Annotated in this window: 20 protein-coding genes; 6 read left to right on the forward strand and 14 right to left on the reverse strand. The window is 50.2% G+C overall.

The features are described from left to right. Positions 1-48: 48 nt before the first annotated feature. Both QZJ86_RS19445 and QZJ86_RS19450 read right to left on the reverse strand, forming a co-directional pair. Positions 49-546: a hypothetical protein gene (locus tag QZJ86_RS19445; RefSeq protein WP_301672177.1), complete on the reverse strand. Its 498-nt coding sequence runs from the start codon at positions 544-546 to the stop codon at positions 49-51. Positions 547-694: 148 nt separating this feature from the next. Continuing rightward, entirely contained in the window at positions 695-1,357 is a 663-nt protein-coding gene (locus tag QZJ86_RS19450; RefSeq protein WP_301672178.1) for a hypothetical protein, read from the reverse strand. Positions 1,358-1,600: 243 nt separating this feature from the next. On the opposite strand from QZJ86_RS19450, the gene QZJ86_RS19455 reads away from it, so the two are divergent. Continuing rightward, positions 1,601-1,900, forward strand: a complete 300-nt coding sequence (locus tag QZJ86_RS19455) for a hypothetical protein (protein WP_301672179.1) — start codon at positions 1,601-1,603, stop codon at positions 1,898-1,900. On the opposite strand, the gene QZJ86_RS19460 is transcribed toward QZJ86_RS19455, so the two are convergent. The 10 genes from QZJ86_RS19460 to ssb all read right to left on the reverse strand — a co-directional run bounded on the left by QZJ86_RS19460 (position 1,878) and on the right by ssb (position 11,475). Further along, positions 1,878-2,411 (reverse strand): hypothetical protein, encoded by a 534-nt coding sequence (locus QZJ86_RS19460; protein WP_168033357.1) that lies wholly within the window; start codon positions 2,409-2,411, stop codon positions 1,878-1,880. The two genes, QZJ86_RS19455 and QZJ86_RS19460, sit on opposite strands and share 23 nt — an antisense overlap. A gap of 353 nt (positions 2,412-2,764) precedes the next feature. Continuing rightward, positions 2,765-4,585: a VWA domain-containing protein gene (locus QZJ86_RS19465; RefSeq protein WP_301672180.1), complete on the reverse strand. Its 1,821-nt coding sequence runs from the start codon at positions 4,583-4,585 to the stop codon at positions 2,765-2,767. 85 nt (positions 4,586-4,670) lie between these two features. After that, positions 4,671-5,879: a DUF3150 domain-containing protein gene (locus QZJ86_RS19470; RefSeq protein WP_301672181.1), complete on the reverse strand. Its 1,209-nt coding sequence runs from the start codon at positions 5,877-5,879 to the stop codon at positions 4,671-4,673. A gap of 122 nt (positions 5,880-6,001) precedes the next feature. Continuing rightward, a complete protein-coding gene (locus tag QZJ86_RS19475) occupies positions 6,002-6,754 on the reverse strand; it encodes a hypothetical protein (RefSeq protein WP_301672182.1) in 753 nt (250 codons plus the stop codon). Positions 6,755-6,756: 2 nt separating this feature from the next. Next, positions 6,757-7,698: an AAA family ATPase gene (locus QZJ86_RS19480; RefSeq protein ID WP_301672183.1), complete on the reverse strand. Its 942-nt coding sequence runs from the start codon at positions 7,696-7,698 to the stop codon at positions 6,757-6,759. 110 nt (positions 7,699-7,808) lie between these two features. Then, a complete protein-coding gene (locus tag QZJ86_RS19485) occupies positions 7,809-8,021 on the reverse strand; it encodes a hypothetical protein (protein WP_020481812.1) in 213 nt (70 codons plus the stop codon). A 319-nt stretch (positions 8,022-8,340) separates the two neighbouring features. Next, a complete protein-coding gene (locus QZJ86_RS19490) occupies positions 8,341-9,342 on the reverse strand; it encodes a YqaJ viral recombinase family nuclease (RefSeq protein ID WP_301672184.1) in 1,002 nt (333 codons plus the stop codon). Next, a complete protein-coding gene (locus QZJ86_RS19495; protein ID WP_301672185.1) occupies positions 9,339-9,674 on the reverse strand; it encodes a hypothetical protein in 336 nt (111 codons plus the stop codon). The genes QZJ86_RS19490 and QZJ86_RS19495 overlap by 4 nt, the downstream gene beginning before the upstream one ends. A gap of 171 nt (positions 9,675-9,845) precedes the next feature. Further along, entirely contained in the window at positions 9,846-10,901 is a 1,056-nt protein-coding gene (gene bet, locus QZJ86_RS19500; protein WP_301672186.1) for a phage recombination protein Bet, read from the reverse strand. A 145-nt stretch (positions 10,902-11,046) separates the two neighbouring features. Continuing rightward, positions 11,047-11,475 carry a single-stranded DNA-binding protein gene (ssb, locus tag QZJ86_RS19505; RefSeq protein WP_301672188.1) on the reverse strand — a complete coding sequence of 143 codons (429 nt, stop codon included), beginning with the start codon at positions 11,473-11,475 and terminating at the stop codon, positions 11,047-11,049. A gap of 411 nt (positions 11,476-11,886) precedes the next feature. On the opposite strand from ssb, the gene QZJ86_RS19510 reads away from it, so the two are divergent. After that, entirely contained in the window at positions 11,887-12,537 is a 651-nt protein-coding gene (locus tag QZJ86_RS19510) for a hypothetical protein (protein ID WP_301672190.1), read from the forward strand. A gap of 147 nt (positions 12,538-12,684) precedes the next feature. Here QZJ86_RS19510 and QZJ86_RS19515 read toward each other — a convergent pair whose 3' ends face one another. Both QZJ86_RS19515 and QZJ86_RS19520 read right to left on the reverse strand, forming a co-directional pair. Then, positions 12,685-13,902 (reverse strand): NYN domain-containing protein, encoded by a 1,218-nt coding sequence (locus tag QZJ86_RS19515; RefSeq protein WP_301672192.1) that lies wholly within the window; start codon positions 13,900-13,902, stop codon positions 12,685-12,687. Further along, the gene (locus QZJ86_RS19520) at positions 13,899-14,075 is read right to left on the reverse strand and encodes a hypothetical protein (protein ID WP_301672193.1); all 177 of its coding nucleotides are present in this window, start codon (positions 14,073-14,075) and stop codon (positions 13,899-13,901) included. Before QZJ86_RS19520 ends, QZJ86_RS19515 begins: the two co-directional genes overlap by 4 nt. A 394-nt stretch (positions 14,076-14,469) precedes the next feature. Here QZJ86_RS19520 and QZJ86_RS21635 point away from each other — a divergent pair, with 394 nt between their 5' ends. From QZJ86_RS21635 to QZJ86_RS19535, 4 genes are read left to right on the forward strand one after another with little or no spacing between them, the layout of a single operon-like run. Next, on the forward strand, positions 14,470-14,703 hold the full coding sequence (locus tag QZJ86_RS21635) for a helix-turn-helix domain-containing protein (RefSeq protein WP_407081626.1): 234 nt from the start codon (positions 14,470-14,472) through the stop codon (positions 14,701-14,703). Continuing rightward, positions 14,672-18,892, forward strand: coding sequence for a BREX system serine/threonine kinase PglW (pglW, locus tag QZJ86_RS19525; RefSeq protein WP_301672194.1), 4,221 nt, complete (start codon positions 14,672-14,674; stop codon positions 18,890-18,892). The genes QZJ86_RS21635 and pglW overlap by 32 nt, the downstream gene beginning before the upstream one ends. Next, positions 18,889-22,539 (forward strand): BREX-2 system adenine-specific DNA-methyltransferase PglX, encoded by a 3,651-nt coding sequence (gene pglX, locus QZJ86_RS19530; RefSeq protein ID WP_301672195.1) that lies wholly within the window; start codon positions 18,889-18,891, stop codon positions 22,537-22,539. The genes pglW and pglX overlap by 4 nt, the downstream gene beginning before the upstream one ends. A gap of 11 nt (positions 22,540-22,550) precedes the next feature. Then, positions 22,551-26,195 (forward strand): DUF6079 family protein, encoded by a 3,645-nt coding sequence (locus QZJ86_RS19535; RefSeq protein WP_301672196.1) that lies wholly within the window; start codon positions 22,551-22,553, stop codon positions 26,193-26,195. Positions 26,196-26,197 lie beyond the last annotated feature (2 nt).

The raw sequence follows: 26,197 nt of genomic DNA on the forward strand, positions 1-26,197 counted from the left end.
AAAATAAAAAAATCTCGGCTTAACCGAGTGTCGAAATCAAACGGCGCGTCAGATCAACGCAAACCGCTTACCTTGAATGAAGTCCTGATACTGCCGGGCTTCGGTTTTTGCCTTGAACCGGGCTTGCACGCTGCCGTCGATCCAGATTTCCCAGGGCAAGCGTTTAAGCTCACCTCTCACCAGTTCCACCTCGCCGACGCGAAAGTCTTCGTGTTGGTAAAGCACCTGGCGCGGGCTATCGACACGAACGATGCAATGATCCATTAATGCCGGACCGCCGATGTCACCGGGTTCTATCAACAACGGCACTTTGATCGTGCCCATCGAGCGACCAATCCAGCCGATGACATCGTGTTCATCGAGCCAGGATTGGCCGGTTTGGATATCGCCGTAATACAGCCGGATTTTGCGTCGGCTGTACCGCAACTGTTCCAGCAACTCGACCACCGGTTCCGGTGTGTCGGCGTGATAACAGGTGCCGGACGGTAATCGCTGATACTGGATGCAATGACCCGTGCCGAACGTGTGTTCAAAGACTTGATTCATGATGTTGTCCTCAATGAAAAAACGGAAACATCACGAATCCCCAGCGGGAATAGGACATTCCCGTGTGGGTGGATAAAAATGAGTGCCGAATCGGATGATTTGGCTAACTCAGGCTTTTACAAATAGCGCGTCACAACGGGCGCATTTTTTAGGATTGGATGCCCAGTGCAGGTTTTCCCAAGGCTTGCACTGCCAGAGGTATTAACTGATCCAAATCGTCCCAATCAATACTGCCGCCGTTGGTTTCGCCTTGTTGATAGGCTTCAATCAAACCCCGACAAACCCGCATGGCTGCTTGTTCCTGCTTCAATTGCCGTACCGAATAATCCGGTTCCGGCAGTTGTTCAACAGCCACGCATTCCCATACCAGGCTTTCATCGCCCGACTCAAGGTATTCATCCGACAATAACGGTATGGCGGCGGTGTCATCCCAAATGGTGGCGTCATTGAATGCCTGTTCGGCAATTTGTTGTGCCGCTTCGGGACTATCCGCGGTGATACCCACCGACACCCGGTGCACATAGTCGATCTCGTAGGACACTACGAATAGTCGATTCATGCCTTCCGGCGTGGCATTGGCTAAGGCTGGTTCTTGGACTGGAGATTCGGTTTCCACCGATTCACCCTCGATCAATGCGATTTCATAAGGCTCGATCTCCTTGTTACAGTCCGGGCAGCGATCGTTACAGCCGCTATCCCATACATCCGCCCATTCGGTTTTGCAGTAAGGGCAGCGGTACTGATTCAAATACCAAACACCTTCAATTTCAGAATGCGAATGGCTAACGCCATTTTCTAATGTTGATGACATGGTCATTGCCTCCAAAAAATCGCAGGAACGATCACCCGGCAGGATGACGTTCCTGCAGGTAAATAACGCTGATTAAAGCCGAAAAACGGCTCGTTCAGCGGGGTTGAATTCGCGTAAAAATCGGTATATGGTGGCTAAAACTCATTAAAAAGCAGAGAAAAAGCCATGATTGACGATATTTTGCGCATTTTTGACTTCCTCAGTCCGAAGCGGACAGAGGAGCTGATTCCAACGAAAAAGCCGATGGCTATTCCTGTCGACGAACCACTAAAAGTCGTTCGACATTGCCAACAAATTTTCCAAAAATTGGATGTTTTGGAAGCCGACGTGCTCAATCGGGTTGACGATCCTGAACAAGCCTGGCCGTTTCTAAACAAAATTCGCCAAATACGTCGGGAAACCCAGAACGACCTGTTGTCGTTATTGCCCGAAGGTAGCTGGGTGTTTGCTGATGAATCCAACCAACGCGAGATTCCGGTTCGCAGCATCAATACAGGAACCGGAATCACGCTACGAGTATTCAATGGCGGGCTTGCTGATTAGCCGGTGCGTTGGCATTACCTTTCAGCGCTTCCCTCAATTGAAATACCTGTTGGGCAGTCTTAGCGGATTTGTCGTCCACCAGGGCTGAATCGCCCACTTTTTTAGACCGCCGACGGGGTTTAGCCTCGGTTTCCGCCGAGACGATAGTCGGTTTGATTTTCAATAAATCCCGCTCTAGTTTGGCGATTTCAATATCCGCCTCGTAGAGTTTGATCGTTTTCTGTTTGGCTTGATATTGGAGTTCCAAGCGATCCAGCTCGCGATTCGTTTCACGATTGCGACTATGAATTTCCTGACGCACCGAATCTGACATCGCCAACCAATCCACTTCATGACGGATTTGGGGCAAGATCACCGGTAATCGGTTTCGAGCTAGGCGCTTTGCACGATAGCTGTGAAACGTTTGAGACGCATGTTTCAATGCGCCCAGCAGTTGCAATGCTGTTGCCCAAATCACCCGCAAGGCGAGGATAAACATAGCCAGTAGGATGATGCCGAAAATAAAGTTCATTGAAGTTCTCCTTTGAAAATTTAAGAAAACACTTCGAATGAACAGCGCCCAGTCGGGCGATGGTCGCCCGAAGTGGGATGAATTGCAGACAATTTGCCAGGGCAAACTGCGATTAACATCGGGCTTAACGTACCCGACACGATCACGGCTTAACGTGCTCGCCGTCTAAAGACGGAACGCCGACCGAAGTCGGATTCACCATTCTTTGAAAAGAACGCATGAAATGTCTGTTTGTCGAATGGGCTCCAGGAAGTGAGTGCATTCGACAAACTGCGTTTGCAATCAGCTACCCATAGCCACAATCCAAGGCATTACGCCAAGGATTGGGCTACGGATAATTGACTGGCCGAGACTTAGGCCGCCAACAACACCGCTTTCGAGAGATCGAACAATTGTGCTCTCAGCTCTGAAAGATCGTTAATGGTGATGGCAATCGGAAACAGATGACTGACATCCAGTCCCAAACCAATGCCCACCGTTTCGATACCGCTATCCCGGCAGCGCTGCAAAATATCCAGCGTGCTCAGCGTATCGTTGGGTTGACCATCGGTCATCACCATCAATACCTTGCGCGGTTCTCGGCAACGCAGCAGTGACGCCGCACCAAACCAAATCGCTTCAGTCATCGGCGTACTGCCGGTGGCTGCCAGCGAGAAGGCACCGGTGCGGACATTCACCCGTTGACCATGCTCCAGCAACTGGAACACCGAATCATCCTGAAGCCCGGGAAACGCAGTGACGCCAGGATTAACCCCCGGAATACCTTCAAAGGCCAACGCCAGCGCCAAAGTGGCTTCCAACGCAATCGGCATTCGCGATCCAATCGGTTGCCCTTGGCTATCAGTCACCTGATAACCCATGCTTTCGGATTTATCCAGTAACAGATGAATCGCCGTATTGGGTGCTGCTTTGACCTGCTTACGCTGAAACACCTTGGTTTCACCGAGCGGCAGGCGGTGTAAGCGCTTGCCATCCATCCGCCGACCACGACAGGCGTGTTGCGAGCGGTTGAGAGTTTGCGATTGCACCAAGCCTTGCAAAGCGGCGCGGATTTTTCCCGATTCGCATTGCACCTTACGAAGCAAAAATGCACCGGTTCGATCATCCATGGGCGGTTCATGGCCGCTAGGCATCAGCAACTCCGATACATTTTCCGCGGCCAACGACAACGCCGATTTCAATGACTCGAATAAATCTTGCTCAATGTCACCTTCTCCGGCGGACAACAAGGTCTGCAAGACGTCCATTGGGTCGGCAATCTCCGTATCATCTTCATCATCCCCTTGTTGGTTGGATGTCAAGCTGTCGGATGGCATTGCCGGTTCATCGTCAGGATTTTCTGGATCCGACGCACCATTACCCACTGGTTCTGAAAACGATTCGTCATCAGTGTCATTTGCTAACTGTTCACCGGGTTCCATGTCATCCTTCGAATCCGGGGCATTCGAATCGTCCGAATCGGCTGATTCACCATCCTGATCCGTATCGCCCGGTTCAGGCGACGATTCCCTATCGGCCGATATCTGGTTCTGATTACGCTGCTGTTGTTGCTCGAATTCCTGCTCAATCATGGTCAGGATACGATCAGTCAACATCAGGCAATCACTCTCCGATTGTAAACCCTCCGGGACTTCGGACAGCAAGCCTTTCAACCGCGTCACCGCGCCGATGGGAAACTTCGCCTTCAATGAGGTTTCGGTTTCTTCGACCAACGGCCGTAACGCCGCTTGACCCAATACCTTGGCTCGCAAACTTTTCAACACGAAGCCGTACAGAATGTTGGCCGGATGATCGTCGATAAGGCTGGCCACAAAGTCGCCTTTAGCAATCATTTTTTCGATCACCGTACCTATCGTCAACCGCGTACCCGGAAAATCTTTCGCCAGTTCATGCTCGATGCGGACGTCTTCAATCGCATTACATAATCGCCGGCGTAAGACCGAACTGCCGTAATGCAGCGTAAAATCCGAATAGCGAATATGTGCCGCTTCGTGGGCTAACAGGCCCCAGGCGACATCCTGATAATCCGGATCATCGCCGTCATAGGCTGGCAATTGAATCGATTGTCCATCGGTATAGGCATTATCACCGCCGACACTGACTTTGACGCCAAAGCGATTGCCAATGGCAGCAGCAACAATGGGGAATGCATTGTGTAGGGTTCTATTTTTCATGGTGTACTCCAAAATTTAGGGGCAAACCACGACCCCAGCGGGACATGATTTTGCCCCAATGGGTTAAGTGTTAAATGGCGTCTGATCAGAACCAATAGTCCTGATCAGAATCGTCCGCTTCCTCATCGTCTCCCGCCGTCACCGTTGCCGGTTCTGCTGAGTTTTCCGAATCAGAGGCTTGTTCGGCATCGTGCCCGGTTTCCCGATCGGGCTGACACTTATCCAGCAAGACATCCAAAGCCCAGTCATCGGTTACCGATTCAGCTTCGGGTTCGTCGTCAAAGATACCGTCAAACAAATCGGTAAAATCCGTTTCGTCTGTAGCGGCATCAGCTAATACGGGAATGACGAGGGTTGATGATGCGGTCAGTTCAGATGATTCTGACGACGCCTGATCGACGGTTTCTACAACATCAATCTCAACATCAGCATCAGTCTCGACAACCGGAGCTTGCCCAGCCAACAAACCTTCACCGTGCCGCCGGGTTTTATCCGGATCGGCCAGCAACATCGCCGTAGCGAGGATTTCCTGCAGCAAACTGCCTTCAATCGATCCCCGATTCGGGATTTTGCCGAGCAAGTCATCGATCGTCGCGACCACCGGTGCCACCCGATGATCCAAAAAACTCAAACCATCAAGCTTGTCGCGGATGCGTTTGATCGGCCTGAGCGCGTTGCGGGTGACTTGTTCCTTGCCGAGCAACGAGTGCTCGACCAGCAAGTTGGCGTCCGCCGCGATTTCATGGAACATCTGCTCGCTTAACGAGCCGATTTTTGATTCCAGGCGTTCCACCTCCTGTTTTGGCAACTGGTCTGGTAAGGCGACCGAGACCACCAGGTAGTCAAACGTCAAGCGGGTGGCGACCAATGCCACCGAGTCGATGGCTTTTTCGATAATGCCGGCAAATTCCGGATGTTTAATCATCCAGTCTTGTACCGCCGCATCGTAGCCATCCAGAAACTCGGTCCGTGCCTGGGCAAAGTCACCGGCGATGCGATCCAGTTCCGTTGTGACCTGCGCCGCTGCCACGACCGGTACGACGAATCCACCCAGAAATCGGGTGCCGACGCGTAAACAAATACGTTCGGCTTCCTTTTTCAGGCGGTTGAACACCGATAGCCGATCCGGATCGAGCAAGCGCTTCGAGCCCAAACTGGCCAAATCCTCCGGCGGCAACTTGCTACCGTCGGCCAATACTAGATCTTCCTTGTTGAGCTTTTTGCGCGCGCCGTAAATCGTAGCGTCGACCTTGATCAAGACGACTTGATCCAAAATGAGTTGGGTTTGTGTCATGTGAACCTCCTATGGAAGAAGGCTCACTGACCCCGCAGGGGCGAATGGCCCCTTCCGGGTGAATGTTAAAAAATGCCTGTGTCGAACTCGATACAGGAATAAAAGGCTGGGCCTTCAGTAAATCAAAACCAATGATCGGTTTGATCGGCCATGGCCAACGCCAGATCGAGCCGAGGTTTCAAGAGCCCCAGGCTTTCCGCCAGCGGCCTTATCGCCTCAATGTCGGTATCGAATAATGCCAATACCTCGGTTTCGGCTTTCAAGTCCGACGACACATCACGGCCAGTTTCGCTGGCAATGCCGACCAAAACGCCGGGAAATGCCGCATGCTTCAAGGCCATCATCCACAGCCAAGGCAACACCCCGTGTTCACGGTGGATTTGCCCGCTGAGATCAAAGGCTTCTTCGCCCAGACTGGCATTGATCAGTCGTTGCCAACCGGACCAGTTACTTGCGGCAAATCCTTGAGCCTGAGACCAGGCTTCCAGATCGCCCAACCAACGGCGTAGCGCGATACCCATGTCGAGCAAGGTAGCGTGCCCGGCGCGACAATCGACATGCCAATACAGCTTGTCGACCGCGACTGGTGGCATTTCGATCGACACTGTTACTGGATCGGCTATCGGCGCGGAACGGGGCAAACGGATGTTGCCATCGGTATCGATTTCGACTTTGCCGACAAACACATAGCCTTTGGCCTGTTTTTGTCGTTCGATATCGTGCTGGCGTATTCCCGTTCGTGTGTTGCTGCTCGGCAGACGAGAATCCGTTTTGCCCCAGCGGGTGGTGATACTGCCATCCGAATTACTTCGGACCGCCCAATCTTTGGAACTGCCGTCAGCATTACGATGCCGGTATAAAGTCCAGACGCTCATGGCTAATTCGCCCAATCATCCCCAAACACATCCTTGGCGATGCGATGAATCGCTTCGCGTTCGGCGGGTTCGGCTCTAAAGGTCAAGGCCCGATCCAGCGAATAAGCCAAGGCATTGGGCGCACTTTTGAAAGTGGCCACCAATGACGCCCAACGCACTAAACCGCGCGTCGATAAAGTCACCGATAACATGCCACCGCCATCCGCGCCGCCGATGAAGACTTTACGAATCTGATTAGCGACCTTGATCATGCTTTCGCGCACCGTTTCCGGCATGCTCGGCACCACATCGGCCAACAGTTTCATTTCGTCTTCGGGTTCGGGGTAGCCGACTTCCATCAATCTAAAGCGGTCTAAAAACGCCAGGTTCTGACGTAACACCCCTTGGTACAAGCCCGACTGATCACCGCTGCCAGCACTATTGCCGGTGGCCACCAAACGAAACTTCGGGTGCGGGACAATTACGTCGCCGGTTTGCGGAATTGTTAGAGGTTTCCCTTCAACAATTTCATTCAAGCCAATCAGCTCGGCAGGATCAATGGCATCGATCTCGTTGATCAACAATACATGGCCTAGGCGGACTGCCAGGGTCAACGGGCCGTCGATCCACTTCATCGTGCCGCCGTCGACCAGCATGTACTGGCCGAGCAGATCGTTGAGTTCCAGTCGACCGTGACCGGTGACCGAATGCACGCCCCAATTAAGACGCGCCGCGACTTGCTCCAATAACGAGGTTTTACCGGAACCAGTAGGACCGGTCAGGTATAAGCCGTCGCCATTGTGTGCGCCTAAAAACGCCAACACGTCGCGCAAGTGATCCTTACGAAACACATACGGCTTGATAGTCGGCACATACGGATTATTGGCTGGAATAAAGCCTTCCACTTTCATGGCAGCCGGGGCCTGAATGCCAAAGGTATTGGCAATGGAATATTGTTGGTACATGGTGAGCTCCTCGAGGACTAGCCTCAAATGACAAGGGGCGCACCGGCCCCGAGGGGTGATGAGCCCCAACGGGTGGATAATGCCTGACAAGGCAGGGTAACTAAAACGGGTTAACGCAATTGCATCACGCAGTACATTGCCCATTCGGCGCGGGCCAACAGCTCCCGATCCATCAAACGCAGGATGCGATGAATGTCGCTTCTCAAACCGGGGTCAGAGATTTGGCGGTGCATCTCCAGCAGCAACCGCTTTTTGGCCTGGATGTCGTCGCTATGGGCAACGTTCAGCCAGCCGTGCAAGGTTTTCCAAAAGTCGTGATTCATAATGACCTCCTTCAATGAATAAAAGGGGTCACCGAGTCCCGCAAAGGTGATGAACCCTAACGGGACAAACAAAAACACCAGGCTTGACGCACCTGACACACGAGGCAAACGCTCATGCCGCTTAACAACGGAACGCCGGTCGAAACCGGATTCGGGATTCCACGAAGGGAATGCCTGAACGATGCGGGTTTTGGGTTGGGTTTTGCGGCAAAGCCCAGCCTAAAACCGACATGCCCGACCTGAATCGATTCTGCCGTCAATGAATGAACATCCCGTAACCACCAGGGTTACAGGATGTTGTTAAATGAACCATCAAGACTCAAAACCAAAAGTCCACGCCAACCAAGTCATTCAAGGCTTGCGCGTCGAACGGCACTTCGGCATGTTTGCCGTCGTCGTTCCGGCAGGTCACCCGGACCCGCATGGCCGACGGTTTACGATAGACTTCCAGCGCCGTTGCCTGAACATCCGGTTGCAAGGCCTGCAGTGCCGCCTTGTAATCGATGGCACCCTGGCTTTGAAACCGGCTGATCCGTAACCCGGAATGCTCCGCAGCCACGTAATCGCCCATCAAAGCCACCAAGGTGTATTCAATGCGCGACTGCTCGTCCTCCAACTGGTTGAGTTGGGTTTTGAGGTCCAAGATGGTCAACGCCCGTTGCCGATACGTCGCCGCCAGTTGCTGCCATTGCTGCTCCGCATGACCTTTGGGCAAGAACAAATCGCGTTCGGGATCCTTACTCGGTTCCTTTTTCGATTTGACCGCCGACCAGAAGTCCATCGCGGTATCGACCAGCCGGGTGAGAAAAGTCTCATCGCGCTGAATCTCGAATTCCACATCCTGGTCTTGGTGGTAGAAAAACAAAAACCCGCGTTGCGCTTCGGAAACCAGCAATTGTTGTTGGACTTGGCACCAATACAGTTGATAGGCCTCGGACGCTTCCCGATTCAACAGCACATCCAGAAACGTGGTCTCGTGCGGACATTTGATTTCCACGGGTTCATTCGAGTCGGACAAGCCGTCGAACGAAGCCCGCATCAACGGATACTGTTCCGACTCACCGCACAGTGGCAATAACATCAGATCGTGTTTGTCTTCGAAGCGTTGCAAAGCCTCGGGCTCTTGCTGGATGCCGGCGCGGATCAACGGGTTGTTGTCCAGTCTGGCTTCCAGCACCAGGCCGATTTTCTCCGCCCACAACCTCCACGGGGTCTTGTACGGCGAGTGGTTCATGACGATGGCTGCTTCGCTGGCACTGATACCTTGTGAACGCCATTGCCGCCAGGCGTCGCTACGTTGGGAGACGTTGATGACTTTCATCGCCAGGCTTCCGGCAACTGAATGTGGCAGCCTAACCGCAACGAGGGCACGCCGCGCTGGGTTAAATGCCGTTCACAGCGTTGCGCCCAGTGATAATCGGCAAACAGCAGCAACACGGCATCCGCGGTCGGCAACACCAAGCCGCCAAAGCTTTCCACCAAACTGTGCAGTTCCGATTTGGAGGGTTTGTCGACGTCTGTCGCGCCTGTTCCAGGTTTGAAGCTGCGTTCTAAAAAGCCACGCCCATGTCGGCGAATCACCGTGGGTGAGTCGTAACGCCGCCAATCGGTATGACAGGGAAGCCGATTTAATGATTGATCGATTGCATTCATGATCTCTCCTTACTAAAAACTCAGAGCATCATGAATCCCCACACGGGCGAGTCATGACGCCCTGAAGGGGTGGTAGTTGAATGTGACGCTGAAAACCAGCACACATCAGTATGAAATTGGCCTAGCCGGTACTTTGATTAAGCAACGGAAAAGCCCTGTGCAGCGAAATGACTAACGGTTGGCGCCCAACGCCTGACGCGCCTGCGTCATCGCCATGTCTTTCGGTGTCAATGGCGGCATGACGGTACCTTCCGTTTGGCCCAATGCCTGTGTGGCCCTGGGTTCAACCTCCGATACCTTGTCCAACTCGGCCAATGCAAACGTCAGGTCAAGACCTTTGAACTTCTGATTGGCATAGTCGTAGGCGGCTTTCCAGGCACCGGCCGCTGTTGTCCGTCTAACCAGTTCGGCAACCGCTTTTTGCACTTTGGGATGGATTTGCGACAGATCGATGACGCGGTTTGCATCAACGTCAGAATCGCCCCCAAAAACGTGATCGTCACTGCCAACCTCGGCTGCATTCAGTACAGTGGCACTGCCATCGATCACACTACCGTCGGCAATATCGTCAAGGGTTTTGCCATCCATTTCCTCGGCGGCATAACCGCATTCCTCCGGAAAGGCTGTCCTAAGCGACGCTGCTTTACCGCATTTGGATAATTGCCCCTTGGGGCGTTTGATCCACATCGCGGTCGGCACTTGCGAGTTTTTACCGCCGGCGGTGCTGTAGGCTTCGAGCCAATAGACTTCCTCGGTAAAGGCGCAGCGTTTACCACCGACGATCCGGTACACGGTGACGGCCACCCATTCGGGGAAAGTCAAGGTGACACTGGACTCTTGCCATTGCTCGTTGTCATCTTTGTAGCGACCGGTAAAGGTCTTGGTGACATCAGGACCCCAGACGGGCCTATCCATGCCGGCCCAAACACCGGTTCTGGACGCGGTAGTCTGGATTTCCATAATGGACGGCCAGACGGTTTCGACATTGCGGCCTAAAGCGGCACTCCACATCGGTACGATATGCACCGGTTTTTTGAAGATGTCCAACTTGCGGGCCTTGCAATAATCCAGCGCCATCAGGATGGCTTCCGGGGTTTTAGCAGTGGGGAAAGTCACTTCGGTCAATACCTTCCAGGACTGCTCCGAAATGCCATAGCCTTGCTGGGCTGCCATCGGCATGGGTAAGTCGCGCGACTTAGGTTGATAGTTTCGATTTTGATTGCTCATGGTGGGTCTCCTTATCAAAATGGGAACGCCATGGCCCCAACGGGGATAGTCGTCCCCTTTGGGTTGAAAAGCCGTAACAGCAAAAACTGGTCGGCAGTAGGTTAAAATTTACCGGCGCTTGCGGCAGCTCGTGTAACGCCTGGATTTAGTTGAGCGGCATGTCGGCATACTCGTCGTCCCAATCGGCGTCATCTGACACCGGGTTCGATGATGAACCGTTTGCAGATGCAGGCGCACTTGGGCGATCGAGCAGTTGCAACTCATGCACAACCACTTCCGTGCGGTAACGCTTTTCGCCGTTCTTATCCCATTGCTGGGTGCGAAGACTGCCTTCTACATAGATTTTGCTGCCTTTCTTCAAGAAGTCGCCGGCGGTATCGGCCAGCTTTTTAAAAAACACGACCCGGTGCCATTCGGTACGTTCCTGTTTGGCGTTTTTTGAGTCTTTCCAAACTTCACTGGTTGCCAAACGCACCGCCACGACTTTGCCGCCGTTATTCGGTAAATAGCGAATATCCGGATCGGCGCCGAGACGGCCCAGCAAGATGACTTTGTTTACACCACGATTGGCCATGATGATGTCCTCCTATCGGCCGCGCCCGACTCAACGATAACAATTCCCAGCGGCGCGGCGATGGGCACGCCGGCCGTCGAACCCCGACTGGGAATCGAGACGCCCGGCAGGGTTAAAAAATAAAAAACTCACATCAGGCTTGACGCACCTAACACGCCGATGGAACACCACCGTCGCCGCTTAAAAGCGGAACGCCGACCGAAGTCGGATCAAGGCGATCATGAAAGATCAGCCGAGAAAGTCTGGGAAGAATCGGAAGGCCGATGACCAACTGATTCCGTTGGCGGGTATTGAAACAGAGATTTTTTGAAATGATCTTGCAATAAAGGACGAATTCGACCTTTATTGCAGAAAGGTCGAAAAAAAATTGGCATACGATCATGAATCATTCGTCCACATCAGGAAACGATCATGTCCGAAACAGCTCCACAGCCCAAGCAAGCCCAGCGTCGCGCCATCAGTCGGCCTATATTTGAGCGTACGTTTAGCATCAACAGCGAACAAGCCATTCGGGTCATCCGTGATAGTTATCATCGACTGATGGTGTCCTTGTATGCGATCGACGTGATCCTGCGCATCATCGGCCGGGAGGAAACCGTCGATGAAATCGAAAGCATCGTCGGTCAAATGATTGCCGAATGCGCGGAGCAACTGCAGCAGGAAAAGAGTCGACTGGAAAAACTCAAGGCTGACAATGGCATCAATGAAACGCCGACCTACACGCACCCAAGGGAATTTGTGGCCAAGATTGCCTCACCGCAGATTGCGCAGTTCGTCGAGCTGATTCGTTTGCTGGATCAGTTGATGATCGTGATGGACACCTTGTGGCTATGCCAGGTCATCTCCAACAAACATTGCATTGCCGCGCGGCTGGAGTGGCAGCAGCGATTGCAGCGACTAGCCAATAAAATTGTGACGATGGAAAGGCATGCTCATCAGGCCGCGTACGAGCAAGGGCATGGGGAAGAAGTCAGACTGGCCCGACAGGAATCTGGACTGTTGGGTGAGCCAGTGAAACTTTCCAAGGATGAGGATTCGGTGGTTGATGACAATGAATCATAACCAAGTTCGGATAAGGCCGGTGCGAAATGACCGATAATCCGCATGAAATGAAACAGGCTTGACGGTTCCGCTTGCTAATCTGCCGGAGGTCACACCGATTCGCGCATGTTGAGTCGTAGGAGTACTGATCCGCCGGTTTATGGTGTCTTATTCCCCAATCAATTTTTTGATGCTGTCTTTACTGATCGTTGACAGCGTGATTTTCTTGATTTCCTTGGCTTTCAAATCCAAGGCCTGGGTTTTGCTAAGTTCCAGCAGCTTAGCGATGACCAACTTGTCGGATTTCAATAAAAACTCCTTGAGTGTCATTTTTTTCACCCGCACGGTATCGACGCCACCTTTAGCCTTTTCGGTATGCACCAGTCCCATGACGATAAAATAGGAAAATGCCTTGTTCACGGTCGTTTTAGCGATGCTCGGATCAACTTTATGGCACTGATCGAATAAGGCCACTCTGAATTGCGCCGCATCAGGGCAGATGTCTTTCAAGGCCACGGCATGTTTGTAAATTTTTTTCAGCGTGTCGGCATTGTCCGGCAGCGCATTGTGTTTTTTCAGCAGGGCTTTGTAGGCTTCTGCGGTAGCAACTGCTTCGACTGTTTTGGTCGGTTGGGCAAGCTTCGCCAGACTGGCGAAATTGGCGGTGCCGATTTTGCTGATTTCGATGGCACCGTTTGCAGTTAGGTAATCGGTAAATGTTTTAAATCCGTAATGTTTTTCGTCGAAGTCGGCCGCAGTCCGCTTGAGCAAATTCTTGATTTGTGAGGTATTGACCGGTGTAGACGATGCTTTCAAGTGGGCAATGACCAATTCATCGGCCTGTGCCAGTGTAAGCGTTGGTGTGGAGTTCGGTAACGACTGCGGCGGTACGGACTCCTGTGGCGAAGTCTCATTGCCGATCAACGTGTTAATGACATCGTCCGTATAAATAAACCGAGTGCAAGACGTCTTCACACATTCGCTCAACGTTGAATGCTGACCAACGCCAATTACATCCTTATCCATCTCCCGAAGTCGGCGAAAGACTGGCGTAAAGTCTGAGTCGCCGGTGACCAGCACAAAGCAGGTAATGTTTGGTAGTTGCCAAGCGCATTCAATGACATCCACCGTCATCTGAATATCCGCCGTATTCTTGCCGGTCACGGGATGGTAGCAATGGATGAGTTCAAATCCGGATTGGTTGATGGCTGCTTGGTGCATGGCCAAATTCGGCTTGCTCCAAACACCATAGGCGCGACGGATAATGATCAGGCCAAACTGATTCAACTCTTCCATGAGTAATTTGACGCCATCGTGTTTGATCCAATTGGTGACATTTTCGGCGTCTACGAATACTGCAATGCGATTGGTTTTGTGATGTGTCATGGGGATGCGGTGTATCCAAATCCAGTTTCACTTATTGACCATTGAGCTTCACTCAAATGCAGCACGGCGCCAACCTGAAGCGTATCGTCCCAGGTCACGCGCACCGGAAGCGCACTGATTTTTTCGGCTTCACGGATCAATCCGGCGGCTTGTTTGTAGGTGGTGTCTGGCATGTTCCCTAAAATGAAATAAAAATGGCCTTACAGTTTAACTTTTTTGAATTTGTACAGCCCGGTTTTTAATCCGTTTCAGTAAACAATCGATGTTAGCCGAAACGTATGCTAAGCACTTATTAGGGTCGGCCACTTTGTCTCAAACACTGGGTCATGCCCTACGTTTTGGTTTATCTGGGTTATCTAACCAAGTGCCGATATACGATAGCTATTGAACATTACTTGGCGGGGCTTGAACATCTGTGGCTGGATCGATTTGTAGGACATTTCAGCGATTTTTATATGGTGTAATTCCTATCTACTAAATCACAATCGATGCAATTGACTCAAATATGAGTCAATGAGAAGATGCCCGAGCTAGTTCCAGTGTATATAGTAAAGGTAGGGCAATCACATGATCCGAGTTTTGTTTAAACAATGTCTTGATCAGAAAGCATTTAGGGAAAGGAAACGCATTACAATCAATGATGTAAGCAGCGCGACGGGTATTTCTCGGGCAACATTGACTCGAATCGCCAACGTACCTGGATACAATACTAGCACCGACACATTGAACTCTCTCTGTCGCTATTTTAGATGTGTGCCGGGTGATCTCCTTGAATTCATGGACGAAGAAAAAAATGGATAAACTTTGGAAACAGATCACTCCTTCGGATTATGCATGGGAATACGAGGCGTTAGAGTTTCTACGTGAATGTCTTCCTGATCATGAACCCTATCGTGCCTGGGCGAACTTTGAGTTTATTGCCCAAGATGGCTCTATTAATGAAATTGACCTTCTGGTCGCTACTCCAAAGGGATTGTTCTTGGTAGAAATCAAGTCACATCCTGGCGAGATCAGCGGGGATGCGGGCACTTGGGTATGGGACAATAATGGACGTTGCAAGGCATTTGATAATCCTCGTCTGCTGGCTGATCGCAAGGCAAAAAAGCTTGCTTCGTTATTGCGCAGCCAACGCGCAGCTCGAAATGCGACAATTCCTTTCATCAATACTCTCGTGTTTTTGTCCTCAGAAAATGTAATCAACAAACTGCAAGGTCCTGCCCGGCAGAACGTTTGTACCCGGAAAAATGTACTGGATGAGTTAAGCAAAATTGACGAGTTCTGGACTCACAAGAAACTAGATCGCCCAACCTCCAAAATGGTATCCCGAGCCATGGAAGAAGCTGGGATCAAGGAGTCGCTTCGATTAAGGCGTGTGGGTTTATACGAACTTAAAGAATTGCTTGATGAGGCTGATCACTTCCAAGATTGGCTGGCAACCCATTCCGAAACCAATATTCAACGGCGCATCCGCATCTATCTCACTTACGGCAAAGATTCCCAAGAAGCTAATACACTTGAGAGGGCTGCAAAACTTGAATTCAGATTGCTAGAAGGCATTGAGCATCCAGGGATTATTCATGCCCGTGAATACCAGCAACACGACCAAGGTCCTGCGTTGGTATTTGAACATGATCCATCGGCTATCCGACTGGATCATTTCATTGCCAGTTTGGGTGCAAGCCAGCGCCTGGATATTCTCGATGCGCTGAATTTGACTCGCCAAATTGCCGATGCAGTGAGATTTGCTCACGGTCAGCACCTTTACCATCGAGCCCTAAGCCCTCAGAGCATCTATATCATCAAGAAGGAAGATGGCCGGTACATTGTTAAGATTGGCAATTGGTCTACAGCCAATCGCTCTTTCGATAGTGAGACCCACCAACTCACAGTTCTGAGTAACTTGAGTTGCCTTATCCAGGAAGAGGCAAGCCCTTATCTTGCCCTAGAAGCGCATTCGCAGGCTGAAACCGACGCCATATATCTGGATATATTCTCGCTGGGAGCCATTGCATACTTGCTGTTTACGGGAAAACCACCCGCACAAAATGGACTGGAATTACAGGACAAGCTCAGCCGTGGGACAGGTTTACAGATAACTGACGAGCTCAATGGCGCGGGGCAAGAATTACAGGATCTAATTCAATATGCGACTCATCCCGACGTGGCTATACGTATTGGGACTGTAGACGACTTCATTGAATACATGAGTCTGGTTGAAGATGAAATTACTCGTCCAGACAACCAGCGCCAGACCAATCCGACCGAAGCCGTGCCTGGTGACATGTTTGAGGGCGGGATTGTCGTCAAGAAAAAACTGGGAAGAGGATCTAGTTCCGTCGCCTTTGTCGTTGAGTACAAAGGGCAAGTGCACGTCCTCAAACTTGCTGTCGATGTTGATCACAACAAACGATTGCGTAGCGAGGGTGAAACATTACACAAACTTCGCCATCAATCCATTATCGCCCATCACGAAACCAGGGATTTTGCTGGGCATACCGGACTGCTGCTTGATTATGCTAGTGAAGGAACTCTTGCCCGGCGTTTGCGTAAAGAAGGAGCTGTTCAGCTTGAATTACTCGAGCGCTTTGGTGATGACTTACTGGGTGCTATCTGCCATCTGGAAGACAAGGGCATATCACATCGTGACATCAAACCAGAAAATATCGGCTTGATGATGCAAGGTAAACAGTTGCATCTTGTACTGTTTGACTTTTCCCTCTCCAATATCAGCGCTGACAACTACACCGCAGGAACCGTCGCCTATATGGATCCCTTTATTCGGGATACAGGCCGCCGCCGTTGGGATGATTATGCCGAGCGTTTTTCCGTTGCCCTTACCCTCTATGAAATGGCGACTGGAACCTTACCTGGCTGGACAAACAGTGAAGGATTGCCACCACTGATCGAAGGGTCACTGGAAGTCGACGGAGCTGTTTTTGATCCCGTGATACGAGACGTGATGTCTAGTTTTTTTCGCAAGGCATTGGCGCGTGACGTAAAACAACGTTTTGGCAATGCAGAGGATATGCGTCGAGCATGGCATCAGGTTTTCCTTCAGGCGCGCCGTGCAACACTGCATACCGATATACCTGAAAAACCGGCTGTTTGCTCTGAAGAAGCACAACCTGATACCCAAATCGGCCTGTTACCCTTATCTCCCCAAGCTCTGGATACCTTGAGTCGACTTAATATCAACACTGTCAGTGATCTGCTTCAGTTGCCCCGTAACGAATTAGTGCGAATGACCGGGGTTGGCATCAAGACCCGTCGTGAGCTTTCCGAGCTGGTCGCCCGCTTACAACATCGGTTGGGAGCAGAAATATTACCGCAAACCTCTCAACTCGAGGAAGGGTTGCTGGGTAGCGTTGACCAACTGTTCGCAATGGTGGTGCCTAAGGGCAACAAGGCGAGTGACCCAGTGCGCGCAGCCTTTCTTAATGAATTCCTGGGACGGTTGGATAGTGACGCTCCCAGAGGCAGCCACAATGTTCATTGGCCAACCTTGGTTAGTTTGAGCGCAGAAATCGGCATTGAAACCATGGTGGCACGTGATCTGCAGTCGCGAGTGATCACTCAATGGGGAAAAAACAAATTCATCACCCAACTGCGTAACGATATTAACCAGTTGCTAGCTGATAACGGCGGACTTTTAACTGCTATAGAGCTGTCTGAGTTGGTATTACTGCGAAGAGGTTCCATGCAACCATCGCCACAACGCGAACGTCATGCGCAAGCAGTAGTGCGGGCTGCGGTAGAAACCGAGCTAAGCCGACAACAAGCACGATGGACTTTGCGCCGTTCTGGCAAACGAGTCCTCATAGCAGACAATACCCAAGAGCGAGGTGAAGAACTGGCTGATTACGCCGAAGCACTCGGACAACTGGCAGATGAGTGCGCGGAGCAACAACCCCTTCTTTCGCCAGTGCGTGCATTAGAGCGCATTCGTGCCGTCGCAGCACCTGAATCATTTGCGGGTCTTAGTAATCACCGATTATTGCGTCTGGCTGTTGCGGCCTCTCAGGGTGCTGCGCTATCCAGTCGTGCAGAGTTTTACCCTCGAGATATGCCGGCGGAACGTAGTATAGCGTTGGCACAAGGCGCTTTACTGGGTGCACGAGCCCTTTCAGTCAGAGAAGTTCAATCGCGAATTCAGGGTCGTTACCCAGATGCTAAACCGTTGCCAGGCAGACCCCAGCTTGATGCGCTCATGCAGGGACTTGATCTGGGCTTTCAGTGGGATGGCAGTTACGAACTGCCTGATCGGACAAAAGGCGCGTATTGTTTGCCTCAGTCACGCCAGACCAATGTTTTTTCAGCTAAAGGCACTTACTTCGCTACCCAATATGATGAGGGTGATCCAGCGTTTGGTAAAGAAATCACACAATTCCTTACAACATTACAGACCAGCCTAAAATCCGCACGATTTTTAGCGCTTTCGGTGCGAACAAGCCAGTTGCAACTAGCCAAAATACGATTGCAAGCGGCCTTCAACCTGAAATGCCTCAGTTTCGATGAGTTATTGCTACATCATTTACGCCAGCTCTGTGTCGTAATGAGTAGACCTCCTAAATGGGAGACCATTCTCAAGGCTGACGCTGCGGAAAAGAACAGTGTTGACTGGTCGCGGCTGCAAATGATGGTCAAGAAAGCGATACCTTTGATAGCCGAGGAAATCAAGCAATCAGGCCAACCTGTGCTGCTCACCGAACCAGGGTTGATTGCACGCTATGGACTAATCAACGATTGGCTGGGTGAATTACGGCAAAACCTAATGACCACCAAACAGCCTCAGGCCTTATTGCTATTGATCGCTAACGATGTAGCTTCTTCCGGAGCGGTTATTGATGGCGTTAGCTTGCCTAGTGGCGCTGGAAGCAAGGAATTCATCCGCATTCCTAGAACCTGGTTGTTACAACAATCAGAAAATACACAGGCGCAGCCAACTGAACAAACCTCTGCTCTAGCAATGACAGGAACCCAGAATTCATGATTCAACGCCAACAACTCCTTCAAGACTTACAACGTCTTTTGCCCAAAATTGAACAGGATGTTCTGTCGCATTGCCAAGCCCAAACAGAGTTGGATGAGCATCTGAAACAAGAATATGCAAACGCACAAAAGGCGCAGCGTACTGCCGAGCATTTCATTGACTGGCGGGCGGCACAAATCACTCAAGCATCGGTTGCGTGGATTTTGACCTGCGTATTTATCCGCTTTCTTGAAGACAATGCCTTGCTGGTTGAACCCATCATTGCTGGTCCAGCGGGAACCCGATTGCAACATGCCAAGGATCGGCTGACGGTTTACTTTAACGACCATCCAACCCACGCCGAACGAGAATACCTGTTAAGCCAATTTGAAGCGCTGGAATCATTGCCTGCTATGGGTGAATTGCTGGATCATCGTCACAATCCATTGTGGCAGTTGCCTGTTTCCGCAGATGGTGCAAAGAGCATCATTGATTTCTTTCAGCTTTTGAACCCAGAGACCGGTGACATCGTGCATGATTTCACTGATCCGAATTGGGATACCCGTTTTCTAGGTGATCTCTATCAAGACTTGTCAGAGTCTGTGCGCAAACGTTACGCACTGTTACAGACCCCGGAATTTGTGGAAAGCTTCATTCTTGATTACACCCTAGAAAAAGCCAAACAAACGTTCGGGCTGCCTGGATTACGGATGATTGATCCTACCTGTGGCTCCGGGCATTTTTTACTCACCAGTTTTGAGCGCTTATTCACCGACTGGATCAAACGTGAGCCATCGACCAATGCACGTGCATTGGCACAGAGGACATTGGATGCCATCTTCGGAGTGGACATTAACCCCTATGCGATTGCCATTGCACGCTTCCGTTTGCTGATCGCGGCGATGAAGGCTTCGGGCAGTGACAAAATCAATAACGCGCCCGATTTCCACTTCAATCTCGCGGTGGGCGACTCTTTACTGCACGGACGGCGGCATGAATCCTATGGCCAAGGTATTCAGATGGATGCCTTGAACGATCCAATTGCTCATGTGTTTGACGTAGAAGATCGCGGCAAACTGGAAAAAATCTTGGGACAGCAATATCACGTTGTCGTGGGTAACCCTCCTTATATCGTGGTTCGAGATAAAGCCTTGAACCAAGCCTACCGAGACAAATACCCAACTTGTCACCGTCAATACTCATTAGGTGTACCTTTTACCGAACGTTTTTTTGACCTAACTCTAGCACTAGAGGGAAATCAACCTGCTGGGTATATGGGAATGATTACCGCCAACAGTTTTATGAAACGGGAGTTCGGGAAAAAGTTGATTGAAGACTATCTGACTCATAAAGATCTGACACATGTAATTGATGTGTCTGGAGCCTACATTCCTGGACACGGTACACCAACAGTGATCCTTTTCGCCCGTAACCAAAAGCCTAGGGCTGACTGGATACGTGCGGTGCTTGGTATTCGTGGTGAGCCTAGTACTCCAAACAATGCTTCTGAGGGTAAGGTTTGGTGCTCAGTTGTTGATCTATTGGAAAAACCTGGTAGTCAAAATGATTATGTGAGTGTGGCAGATCAAGCCAGAACCTTATACATAAAGCATCCTTGGAGTATCGGTGGTGGTGGCGCATCAGAGCTAAAGGAAAATTTGGAAGAAAAATGTGAACGGTTTTTAGGCGACATAACTTCCGATATTGGGAGAACAACCCATACAGGTGAAGATTCGATTTATTATTTGCCAAGAAAAGTTTTTCTTACTGGAGGTATGGACAAAAACATAGCGCCCTTAGTAATTGGAGAACAAGTTAGAGATTGGGAAATCACTACAGGTGACTGGTCTTTAATGCCATATGAACTGAACACTGGGAATGCATTAAGCCCATTACCTTTCAACTTAAACGAGTATTTCTTTCCATACAGAACTATCCTTCGGCATAGGAAAGATTTTGGACAATTTATCGAAGAACGGGGTCTTCTTTGGTACGAACACTCAATGTTCTTTTTTGCTCGCTTTAAATCACTGTTATCTATCACTTTTGCGGAAGTCGCAAGCCATAACCACTTTGTATTGGATCGTGGAGGCAAAGTATTCAAGCAGACAGCTCCGGTGATCACGCTTCCAGAAACAGCAACAGAGAAAGATCATTTTGCTTTACTGGGACTATTGAATAGCTCGATTGTTGGGTTCTGGATGAAGCAGGTCAGTCACCAAAAACAGATGACAGGAGGAGATGGTGTTCGTATCACTGACAGGTCAAAGGTTCCATATCAATTTGCGGGCACAGCCTTAAAAAAACTACCCATTCCCAGTACATTTGAGCAACCTTACACCCGCAATCGCATCATCCAGTTTACGGCTAAGGCAGACGCTCTCGCTCATAGGCTAAGCGAGTTGTCTGCGGTGAAGGTGTTAGATAAGGCGCTGAAAGATGGTAGTTCTATCCTAACTGCCTGGGAGAATGCCATTAGTGAAAAATCTCGGTTACGCGGCCAACTGATCCTGATTCAGGAAGAGCTTGACTGGACTCTTTACCATGCCTATGGCCTATGTGAAGCTGATTTACTGGCGGATATTAGTAACTGGACTGATGCTTCCATAGAAGCTGGGCAGCGGCCTTTTGAGATTGCTACGGGCATCAATCAGGATGGTTTTGAGGTACCTGCGACTATACCGTCACAATGGCCTGTTGATATGCAAGAAAAGTGGCGGCAAAGAATTGAAGCTATCCGCAGTAATAGTGATCTGGCTATCATCGAAGATCCACATTACAAACGCCGGTGGATAGGTCGTCAGGGCCTTTTTAACCATTCTGCTCGTTCAGACGAATTACGTAGCGCCTTGCAAGAATGGCTTTTGGACTATTTGGAACAACAAACCCATGCATCAGAACTACTAACTTGCGCTCAACTGGCAGACCGTGTCCGCAATGACAGCGCCTTCCAGCAGGTGGCAACAATTTACACTGGCACGGATACCTTCGACGCTCAAACCTTGGTAAGCGGGCTGGTAGACCTGGACAACGTTCCACAAATGGCGGCTGCTCGCTATAAACCCAACGCCATGCTCAAATTCCGCGCCTGGCAGGAAACGTGGGATAAACAACGGGCTGAAGATGCTATTGACGCACGTACCGAACTGGATCAAACAGACCCACAATTCCTTAGCAAGGAACAAGCTGTTGATATAAAAGCCGAAGAGATAGGTGATATTCCACTCCCGCCACAATATGCAACGGCGGATTTTCGTAAACCGTCCTACTGGCCATTACGAGGCAAGCTGGACGTACCTAAAGAGCGATTTTTTAGTCTGCCCCATTGCGAAAAATCTGGCGATAGCACACTAGTTATCGGTTGGGCAGGTTTGAATCACCTGCAACGAGCGCAAGCGATTGCTGTCTGGTACATCGACCGCAAGGAACGGGACGGTTGGCATGCGGAACAATTAAAACCCATGCTGGTTGCCCTTGATGAACTGATTCCATGGCTCAAACAGTGGCATAACGAGATTGACCCTGAGTTTGGTGAGCGCTTGGGCGATTATTACGAGGGCTTCCTATTAGAAGAACTACGCCAGCTACAACTGTCCCGCGACGAGTTATTGACCTGGGAACCGCCAACAACCCAACGCGGCGGTGGCCGTCGTCGTAAAACAGCTTAAGAGTGACCATCATGACCTTGATAAAAGAGCTGATTCATATCCCTGAGAAAGTCCAGCGAGGTGATTTTGTACTTAATTTAGCCAGCGGTCTGGAAGCAGACGCCATTGAGCAAACGCTGAAAGACTATGTCGTTACACCTCAGTTGGCTAAATGCTTTGAAGATGCACTGAGTTTCATAAAAAGTACGGTAAGCAGTCAACAAAACCGCAATAAGGGCGCTTATCTACACGGCAGCTTTGGTAGCGGTAAATCGCACTTCATGGCGGTATTGCACCTGTTGTTACAAGGCAATACCCAAGCACGATCCATTGCTGAGTTGGCTCCTGCTATTGCAAAACATGATGACTGGATGCAAAGCAAGAATATTCTGCTTGTTCCCTATCACATGATCGGCGCGGCCAATTTAGAATCCGGAGTCTTAGGAGGATACGCACGTCACATTGCAAAACTCCATCCTGAAGCTCCCATTCCTGGCTTCTACCTTAGCGAACATTTGTTTGCTGATGCCGTTGAGATGCGTAATCACATGGGGAACGCAGCATTTTTTGCCGCCCTGAATGCTGGCAGCAGTTCGGTCGCCAGTGATGATGATTGGGGTGATGTTGCCTCCGGTTGGGATGCGATTAGTTTTGAATCGGTCGTGAGTGGACAAGCCAGCGACGAAGATCGGACACGACTGGTGGCTGATCTGGTTGGAACACTATTCAAAGCGTTCAGCAAATTGGCTAATACGGGCCATGGCAATTATGTCGAGTTTGACGAAGGCTTGCGGATAATGACTCAGCACGCCAAATCACTTGGTTACGATGCCGTTATTCTGTTTCTGGACGAGTTGATTCTGTGGCTGGCTAGCCGCTTGTCTGACCAGCAATTTATCAATACAGAAATCCAGAAAGTCGTCAAACTGGTAGAAACAGGCATACCTAGAGCTTTACCGTTGGTCAGCTTTATCGCCCGTCAGCGCGATCTACGTGAATTTGTGGGCGACCAATATAACGGTGTGGATCAGGAAATACTGAGCGACTCACTGAAATACTGGGACGGCCGGTTTCATACCATTACGCTCGAAGATCGCAACCTGCCTGTCATCGCCCAGCGACGTTTGCTAAGTCCTATCGATGAGGCGGCACGAATGCAAATCGAGCAGGCGTTTGCCCAGACAGAAAAAATGCGTGAAGAGGCATTCAATCTGCTGCTTACCAGCCAGGGCGACAGGGAGATGTTCCGGCAACTCTATCCATTTAGCCCGGCACTGGTGCAAGCGCTGGTAGCCTTGTCTTCAGCACTTCAGCGTGAACGTACGGCGCTGAAGGTCATGCTCATGCTGCTCGTCGATCAACGGGAGACCCTGGAGTTGGGTTGTGTTATTCCTGTTGGAGATCTTTATGACGTAATTGGTTCTGAAGCTGAGCCATTCTCGGAACAAATGCGTAAGCACTTTGATGACGCCAAAACCCTATTTGAACGTAAACTGATACCTATGCTGGAGGCTGAGCATCGGGTGAGCTTTGCAACCCTCAATGACCTGCCTGCTAGTGATGCGAGCCGGCAAGCATTCAATAACGACATACGTCTGCTAAAAACCTTGCTATTGGCCGCCTTGGTGCCAGAAATTGAGTGCTTCAAACAGCTGACCGCTACAAAATTGGCTGCGTTGAATCACGGAACCATCAAATCACCCATCCCTGGAAAGGAAGTACAAACCGTATTGCAGAAATGCCGAAAATGGGCTGGCCAAGTTGGTGAGATCAAGTTTTCAGGTGACGATGCTACACCGGTTATTGGTATCGCTTTATCAGGGGTGGATACCGAAAGCATTATCGAACTTGCCCGGATTAGCGACAATGACGGTAACCGGCGTCGTTTGATTAAAGAGATGGTATTTGATGCGTTTGGTATTCGGGATAGTAATCAACTCTTTGTGGAACATGAATTTGTCTGGAGAGGAACTCAGCGCAGGGTTGAGATTGTTTTTCAGAACATCCGTGAAATTACCGATAATCGTCTGTTTGAAGCACGCGATGATGAGTGGAAAGTTATCATCGACTTTCCGTTTGATACAGGAAACTATTCGCCGACAGACGATCAAGCTGTAGTACGAAACTATGAGGAACAAGGCGGTCAGACGCTAACTCTCTGTTGGCTACCTTATTTTTTCAGTGAAAGCGCCAAAAAGAGTCTGGGAAAGCTGGTTGTGCTTCAGGAGATTTTGAAAAGCGAAGATAGTTACACTCGATACAGTCGAAATCTAACCCCGCAAGATCGTGCGAGTGCCCGAACGTTATTGGAAAATCAGCGGAGTCAGTTGCGTCAGCAAATTCAGGATCATCTGATGGGCGCATATGGAGTAACCACTCCTTCGCCTGGCTCCCTGGACAATGATGATTTGTTGCAATCCCAAATCATGTCTTTGCAACCTGGCTTTACCCCGCGGCTGCCGCAGGGTACAACCATGGAGAAAGCTTTTAACCAGCTTTTAGGTCAAGCCCTTTCCTTTCAGTATCCAGACCACCCTGAATTTGATGGTGAAGTATCCATTGCCAATTTGGGGAAAGTCTTTACTGAACTACGTAGGGCGATTCACGCTGAAAACGGACGAATTGAGGTTGATACTTCGTTGCGTCCTTTGATGAGACAAATTGCTCAGCCACTTAAACTAGGTGAAATGCACGAGCGGCATTTCATTTTTAAATCGGATTGGCCTCAGCACTTGGCCCGAGAAGTGGCAAAACAAGGAGGTGACATCACGGCTGCCGTTCTGCGAGAGGCTATGGATCAACCCAAACCCAAAGGATTACTTAAAGAAGTTCAAAACCTGTTGATTATGGTTTTTGCCGAACATGGGCAATATGGTTATTTCTTGTATGGCGGCGCATACAACGATGTTGCCTTGAAAGACATCCGAGATGAATTGACTCTGATCAAGCAGGAATTGGCTGAGCCAGCCCAGTGGAAGCAAGCTTGTGACAATGCGGGCATTCTGTTCGGCCTGACTCCCAACCCATTGAGAACAGCAAATAATCAACATGACTTGCAGAAAAAAGTCACCGAATCCGTTGTTCACTATCTGGATGATTGTAAAACACTGGAAGCCGATCTCACCAATCAGTACCGTGCATTAAGCTTGTCTTTGGACAACAATCGTCTGAAAAATGCAAAACTTGCCGTAGAGGTTCTGGAAAATCTTAAATCCCAGCAAGGCGCAGCATTGGTTAAGAGTTTGTCAGAGATTAAGCCAATCACCACCCTGCAAGCACTGGCTAAAAGTATCAATAGTGCTGTAAGAGTAAGCCATGCACTTGCCGACAATAATTGGAAATTATTGGAAACCGTTTGGAGTAATGGCTCCACCGAAGTCCAAAAAATCAAGAAAGCAGTGGAGGATGCAGTCGCCACTGACGAATTGGTTATAAATCTGGCTGCTGCGTTAAAGCAGGCTCAAACGGATGCTACCGCAATCATTACCCGTGAAAAACCGGTTCCAGGACCGGAACCAACGCCCCCGCTACCGCCGCGAGGAAAAAAAGTCGTGAAGAGCGATGTACGTAAAGGTTTGGCGATTACCGAGGCTAAAGTCTTGTTGAATGAGATTCAGGAACAACTTCAAGATGGTGTCACCGTCGACATAAGCTATACCATTATGGGCGAGGAGTGAAA

It is taken from the genome of Methylomonas montana (assembly GCF_030490285.1).
GTDB classification, from domain to species: domain Bacteria; phylum Pseudomonadota; class Gammaproteobacteria; order Methylococcales; family Methylomonadaceae; genus Methylomonas; species Methylomonas montana.

Coding starts and splice junctions, on each gene's coding strand:
- QZJ86_RS19445 (WP_301672177.1), bottom strand. CDS start 546: ATGAATCAAGTCTTTGAACACACGTTCGGCACGGGTCATTGCATCCAG.
- QZJ86_RS19450 (WP_301672178.1), bottom strand. CDS start 1,357: ATGTCATCAACATTAGAAAATGGCGTTAGCCATTCGCATTCTGAAATT.
- QZJ86_RS19455 (WP_301672179.1), top strand. CDS start 1,601: ATGGCTATTCCTGTCGACGAACCACTAAAAGTCGTTCGACATTGCCAA.
- QZJ86_RS19460 (WP_168033357.1), bottom strand. CDS start 2,411: ATGAACTTTATTTTCGGCATCATCCTACTGGCTATGTTTATCCTCGCC.
- QZJ86_RS19465 (WP_301672180.1), bottom strand. CDS start 4,585: ATGAAAAATAGAACCCTACACAATGCATTCCCCATTGTTGCTGCTGCC.
- QZJ86_RS19470 (WP_301672181.1), bottom strand. CDS start 5,879: ATGACACAAACCCAACTCATTTTGGATCAAGTCGTCTTGATCAAGGTC.
- QZJ86_RS19475 (WP_301672182.1), bottom strand. CDS start 6,754: ATGAGCGTCTGGACTTTATACCGGCATCGTAATGCTGACGGCAGTTCC.
- QZJ86_RS19480 (WP_301672183.1), bottom strand. CDS start 7,698: ATGTACCAACAATATTCCATTGCCAATACCTTTGGCATTCAGGCCCCG.
- QZJ86_RS19485 (WP_020481812.1), bottom strand. CDS start 8,021: ATGAATCACGACTTTTGGAAAACCTTGCACGGCTGGCTGAACGTTGCC.
- QZJ86_RS19490 (WP_301672184.1), bottom strand. CDS start 9,342: ATGAAAGTCATCAACGTCTCCCAACGTAGCGACGCCTGGCGGCAATGG.
- QZJ86_RS19495 (WP_301672185.1), bottom strand. CDS start 9,674: ATGAATGCAATCGATCAATCATTAAATCGGCTTCCCTGTCATACCGAT.
- bet (WP_301672186.1), bottom strand. CDS start 10,901: ATGAGCAATCAAAATCGAAACTATCAACCTAAGTCGCGCGACTTACCC.
- ssb (WP_301672188.1), bottom strand. CDS start 11,475: ATGGCCAATCGTGGTGTAAACAAAGTCATCTTGCTGGGCCGTCTCGGC.
- QZJ86_RS19510 (WP_301672190.1), top strand. CDS start 11,887: ATGTCCGAAACAGCTCCACAGCCCAAGCAAGCCCAGCGTCGCGCCATC.
- QZJ86_RS19515 (WP_301672192.1), bottom strand. CDS start 13,902: ATGACACATCACAAAACCAATCGCATTGCAGTATTCGTAGACGCCGAA.
- QZJ86_RS19520 (WP_301672193.1), bottom strand. CDS start 14,075: ATGCCAGACACCACCTACAAACAAGCCGCCGGATTGATCCGTGAAGCC.
- QZJ86_RS21635 (WP_407081626.1), top strand. CDS start 14,470: ATGATCCGAGTTTTGTTTAAACAATGTCTTGATCAGAAAGCATTTAGG.
- pglX (WP_301672195.1), top strand. CDS start 18,889: ATGATTCAACGCCAACAACTCCTTCAAGACTTACAACGTCTTTTGCCC.
- QZJ86_RS19535 (WP_301672196.1), top strand. CDS start 22,551: ATGACCTTGATAAAAGAGCTGATTCATATCCCTGAGAAAGTCCAGCGA.